Origin of the sequence: Rhizobacter sp., from assembly GCF_031412495.1 — a bacterium.
Classification (GTDB): domain Bacteria; phylum Pseudomonadota; class Gammaproteobacteria; order Burkholderiales; family Burkholderiaceae_C; genus Schlegelella_A.
In genome coordinates, this window is record NZ_JANODC010000119.1 from 1 (window position 1) to 2,987 (window position 2,987).

The 2,987-nt window shown below is 70.7% G+C and carries 2 protein-coding genes; one reads left to right on the forward strand and one right to left on the reverse strand.

Translation table 11 applies throughout. From position 1 onward, the window contains the following. Positions 1-2,214 (forward strand): DNA topoisomerase III (locus tag AC30N0_RS04320; RefSeq protein ID WP_489516700.1); only part of this gene is annotated, 2,214 nt, incomplete at its 5' end. Positions 2,215-2,643: 429 nt separating this feature from the next. Here the strand turns inward: AC30N0_RS04320 and AC30N0_RS04325 are convergent. Beyond that, positions 2,644-2,987: BLUF domain-containing protein (locus AC30N0_RS04325; protein ID WP_489516701.1), on the reverse strand; the 344-nt coding region annotated here is incomplete at its 5' end.

Consider the following 2,987-nt stretch of genomic DNA (forward strand, 5'->3'; position numbering starts at 1 on the left):
CGCGAGGGGGGCTTTTTCCTGACCACCGTTGGCCGGGTCCAGACGCCGACGCTGTCGATCATGGTCGAGCGAGAGGAGCAGATCCGTCGCCACGTCTCGCGCGACTACTGGGAAGTGCGCGCGACCTTCGCCGTCGGTGCCGGCGAGTACGAGGGCAAGTGGTTCGACCCGAAGTGGAAGAAGAAGGCCGACCCGGGCCGGGACGGGGCGCCGCCCGTCGTCGATCCCGAACTGCGCGCCGACCGGCTCTGGACCGAGGCCGACGCCAAGGCCATCGCCCAGGCCGTCCAGGGCGAGCCGGCCCGCGTCGCCGAGGAGGCCAAGCCGAGCACGCAGGCAGCGCCGCTGCTCTACGACCTGACCAGCCTGCAGCGCGAGGCGAACTCGCGCTTCGGCTTCTCCGCGCGCACGACGCTGTCGCTGGCGCAGGCCCTGTACGAGAAGCACAAGGTCCTCACCTACCCGCGCACGGACAGCCGGGCCCTGCCCGAGGACTACGTCGAGGTCGCCAGGCAGACCGCCGAGATGATCGCCGGCGAGACCCTGCCCGGGCCGCTGCGGCCGCTCGCCGCCCATGCGAAGACGGCGCTGAAGGAAGGCTACATCCGCCCCTCGAAGCGGATCTTCGACAACGCCAAGGTATCGGACCACTTCGCCATCATCCCGACCCTGCAGGCGCCGAAGAGCCTCTCGGAGATCGAGGCCAAGCTCTACGACATGGTCGCCAAGCGCTTCCTCGCCGTGTTCTTCCCGTCGGCCGAGTTCCTGGTCACGACCCGCATCTCGACGGTCGAGAAGGGCGGCAACGCCTGGAGCTTCCAGACCAACGGCAAGGTGATGGTCCGGCCGGGCTGGCTGGCGGTCTACGGCCGCGAGGCCCAGGAGGACGACGCCAGCCTGGTCGCCGTGGCCGAAGGCGAGCTGGCCCGCACCGAGAGCGTCGACGTCAAGGCCCTGAAGACGCGGCCGCCGGCTCGCTACACCGAGGCCACGCTGCTGTCGGCGATGGAAGGCGCAGGCAAGCTGATCGAGGACGACGACCTGCGCGAGGCGATGCAGGAAAAGGGCCTCGGCACGCCGGCGACGCGCGCCGCCGTCATCGAGGGGCTCATCTACGAGAAGTACATCCACCGCGAAGGGCGCGAGCTGGTCCCCGGAGCCAAGGCGTTCCAGCTGATGACGCTGCTGCGCGGCCTCGGCGTCGAGGACCTGACCAAGCCCGAGCTCACCGGCAACTGGGAGTACCAGCTGGCCGAGATGGAGAAGGGCCACCTCGAGCGCGACACCTTCATGAAGAGCATCGCGGCCATGGCCGAGCGCATCGTCCGCAAGGCCAAGGAGTACGACCGCGACACGATCCCCGGCGACTACGTGACGCTGGCGACGCCGTGCCCGAACTGCGCCGGCGTCGTCAAGGAGAACTATCGCCGCTACGCCTGCGTCGGCATCCCCGAAGGCATGCCGGGCGCCGCCTGGCCGGCGCGCGAGGGCTGCGGCTTCTCGATGAGCAAGATCCCGGGCGGGCGCCCGTTCGAGCTGGCCGAGGTCGAGGCCTTCCTGCGCGACCGGCGCATCGGCCCGCTCGAAGGCTTCCGCTCGAAGGCCGGCTGGCCGTTCACCGCCGAGCTCAAGCTCGTCCGCGACGAGGAGATCGGCAACTGGAAGCTGGAGTTCGATTTCGGCGAGGAGGCCAAGCGGGAAGCGGAGTCCGGCGCCCCGGTCGACTTCGGCGAGCAGGAGCCGCTCGGCAAGTGCCCGAAGAGCGGCGGCCGGGTCTTCGAGTTCGGCACCAGCTACGTCTCCGAGAACGCGGTCGGCCCGAACCCCTCGAGCGACTTCAAGGTGGGCAAGGTGATCCTGCAGCAGCCGGTCTCGCGCGAGCAGATGAGCAAGCTGCTCGAGACCGGTCGCACCGACCTGCTCGACGGCTTCGTCTCCAACAAGACGCGGCGCAAGTTCAAGGCTCGCCTGGCCTGGGACGCGAGCGAGGGCAAGGTGGTGTTCGAGTTCGAGCCGAGGCCGGGCCGGCCGCCGGCGGCGAAGAAGAGCGGCGCGCCGGCGAAGACGGTGGCGAAGACCGACGCGGCGACGGCCAAGACACCGGCGAAGACGCCGGCGGGGACGCCCGCGAAGAAGGCGGCGAAGAAAGCCACCACCGCCGCCAGGAAGGCGGCACCTGCGCGCAAAGCGGCGGCGCCGAAGTCGAACACCTAGCAGCGCGGAGCGCGCCGTCCGACGCGGCAAGGCAGCACGGCGTGGGAGACTGGGCGTCTCGGGTCCGTGCCCAGGGAGTCGCCATGTCGTGCCATCTTCGCGTCGCCAGATCGATCGCCGTTGCCTGTGTCGCCGGCGCCCTCGTGCCGTGGGCTGCGGCACAGCAGACCGAGCGCAAGCCGCCGCCGCGGCTGCCGCCGACGGGCACGCAGACCAGCGCCATCCCGGCCGGGGTCGACAGCGGCACACCGGCGACCAGCGACAGCATGCCGCTCGGCACGCCCGTTCCGCCGGCGGGTGCCGCCGATCGCAACGACCAGAACAAGCGCTCGGCCGCGGCACGGGCTGCGGCCCGGCCGGCCTCGGCGTCGTCTGGGATTGGGCAAGCGGCGGCGGCGACGGAAGCGGCCCGGCCGGCCGCCTCCGCCGTCAGGCCGGCGCGTTCACCGACGCCGTCGCCACCAGCTCGTTGAAGAGGGCGAGCGACGCCTTGCCGGAGACGGCGTAGGGGTCGAGCACCGCTGCTTCCGAATACTTCAGCAGCAGCGCCGGGTTGAGCCGGCTCATGTTGACCTGCCCCATCGACCAGCTCGAAAAGCTCCGCTCGCCGATCTCCTCGTAGCTGAGCAGCACCACCTCGTGGTGGCGCGGGTCCTGCGCGATCCGGTTGTAGAGCGCGCTGACGGGGCCGCGGCCGCCTTCGAGCACCTGCAGGAAGATGTTCGCGTTGGCGCAGTGGCAGAGCACGCCGGTGATGCCGACACGCGGGTTGT